Origin of the sequence: Acanthopleuribacter pedis (assembly GCF_017377855.1) — a bacterium.
Classification (GTDB): Bacteria; Acidobacteriota; Holophagae; order Acanthopleuribacterales; family Acanthopleuribacteraceae; genus Acanthopleuribacter; species Acanthopleuribacter pedis.
Genome location: NZ_JAFREP010000089.1, coordinates 1 through 2,688 on the forward strand (window position 1 = coordinate 1; position 2,688 = coordinate 2,688).

Consider the following 2,688-nt stretch of genomic DNA (forward strand, 5'->3'; position numbering starts at 1 on the left):
TGAGCTCGGGGTGGTCACCGGGCGGTGATTTTGCATTCACCACCACCTGGACCCGCCAGGGTTTGACCGCCGTGCAGGTTCCCGGCGAGGCCGCGGTTGTTACCGAATTGCCGCGCTTTGATTGGTTCGTGACCGCGGACAGTTACCGCGATCAGCGTGTCGCCTACAACCAACAGGGTTTGCCGACCACCATCACCAGCCACAGGCGAAGCCGAACCCTGACCTACATGACCGCGGCCGCGCGCCAAACCGAACCGGCAACCCTCGTCGACGGCGGGCAGACGTGGCGCTTCAGTTACCCTAAAACAACCGAACGCCTCGCCACCGACAGCATTTCCAGGCAATCCCACACCACCTATTACAGCCAAAGCGGGGTACCGATCAGGAGCAAAGGCCCGGACGGGGTGCTCGTGGGGAGTGAAAACACACAAAACTACCTACCGATTGGCGGCCAAAGCGCCGTTGAACGGGACGGGGCGGCCTTCAAGCCAAACGGCAAGGATACGCTGGGCACCGCCCACTTCAACCGTTTCGGCGAGGTCGTCGGCGGTACCCGTTTGGGCAGCAAACAAACCGTGGAACGCGACGGTTTGGGCCGGGTCACCGCAACCACGCTGGGCAACCAATCGGTCACCTTCCAGCACCTCACCCTCGGTAACCGCGTGGTGGTCGCGAGCGAGGATAAGGCAAGCGATACCGCCTGGCGCGAAGCCTACGACGAGCGCGGTTTGCTCCGCGAGGTCACCGTCGCCAAACCCATCGCGGCGACCACGCGGTTTACCTACGATCCCTTGGATCGTTTGGTGAGCGTGGTGCGCAGCGAGGGGCCGGCCGTGGGCACCACCCGTTACAGCTACTTCGAGGACACTGACATCGTGACGCGGGTGACCGGCCCCGCAGGCATCAGCCAGAGCCAAAATGTGGTGATCGGGGACGCCGGCATCGAGATCACCCGCGCGGATGCCACCATCGCGGGCCAAACCGACACCGTGCCGATCAATATCAGCGCCGACGGTTTGACCGTACAGCACGAGCTGGGCGGGGTGGGCACCGCTGTCACCCAATTGGACGGCTTTGGGCGGCCGACGGAAACCGAGGCCGGCGAAACCAAACAAACCACCACCTATGCCGAGGGCCAAACCACCACGACCGACGGCTTTAACGGGCGAACCGCCACGCTAAAGGTCGAAGATCCCTACGGCATCAAACAAAGCATCAGCGTCAAAGATCAAAAAACCGGCGACACCCGCGCGGCGAGCTCGGAGGTCACCTTTGACAGCACGGGCATGATCGCCAAAACCACCCAAGGCGGGCAGGAACGAAGTGTCCGTGTGAACGGTGAGGGCGAGATCGAGGAAATCCGGGTCGGCGACCGGGTGGTTACTTTGGCTGATTACCATGCGAGCGGCGCGCCGGGTTCGGTCAGCGTTGGGCGCGACGGCGTCACCGGCAACACCACCGCTTCCACCGAGTACGACAGCCACGGTCGGCCGATTTCCGGAACCGATCCCCACGGCCACGCTTGGTCCCTTACCTACAACGACAAGGGCCAGGTGGCGACTTATACCCATCCACGGGGGATGGTGTTCGATTACGCGTACCATCCCGAGCTCGGCATCCTCAACCGGGTCAGCACCAACGAACCCAACCGGACCGACAGCGAGCTGGTTCTGTTCGCGCGTAGCGAAGGTGACAGCGGTTTGTTGGGCGGTACCTTCGGCAATTGGCTGGGTCATCAGCAACAGATCGGCATCGATGTGGGCGACAACAACAAGGGCGTCACCCTCACCGAAACCACCACCACGGCCAACAGTGCCAGACGCAGCGTGACGCGCAGCCTGCGATTGGAAGAAGGAACCGGCTTGCCGACCCAAGCCGAGGGCCCGAGCGGCACGACCCGCTTTAGCCATGAAGCATTCGGCAACAAAAGCGAGGTCACCCTGCCCAACGGTGCCACTGTCGGTCGTGAAATCGACGGATTCGGCGGTGCGCTGCGCAACACCCGCAACGGGTTGACGCAAACCCAGGTGCGCCGCGACGAACGCGGTCGGGTCGTCGGCGTGCGCACGCCCAACCGCGAGATCAGCCTGACCTACGACAAAGCCGCCGACGCCTTGGCCCGCATCGACGGCCTAAAAGAACCCATCGCCTTCACCGATTTCAACCATCTCAGCCAGCCGGGTCGCGCCGACATCGGCAACGGCCGTTTGGTGATGGAGATGGAATACCACGGCGGCGGTCGCCTCAGCTGCCTGACCGAAACCAGAAAAGGCGGACTGAGCACAAAGCGCACCTACAGCAGTTTCGGCGACTTGAGCAGCATCCAACGGGGCAATCAGCCGGCGGTGTCCTACAGCTACAACCGCTGGGGCGGCGTGGCGAGCATGCGCTACAAGGGTCAGGACTACGAGGTGTTTGGCAACGGCGCATCCGGCAAGCTCAACTTCCCCGGCGACGTCACCGCCGACATCGATTCCAAGGGCCGATTAATCGAAGTACAACGCCCCGGCCTGGCCCTCAAAGAATTGACCTACAGCGATGACGACCAGCTGGACCAACTTTTTTTTGGTGGTCAGTTGCTTCGCGACTACGATTACCGTAACGGCGACCTCAGCGAGGTTCGTGTCGTCAACGCAAACGGCCCCGAGGACCTGTACGCATACCAATACGACGAACACGGCCGCTTGA

Annotated in this window: 1 protein-coding gene; it reads left to right on the forward strand. The window is 62.6% G+C overall.

Annotated elements, in window-relative coordinates; all coding sequences use genetic code 11:
- Window positions 1-2,688: RHS repeat domain-containing protein (locus J3U88_RS33955; protein ID WP_207863670.1), on the forward strand; the 2,688-nt coding region annotated here is incomplete at both ends.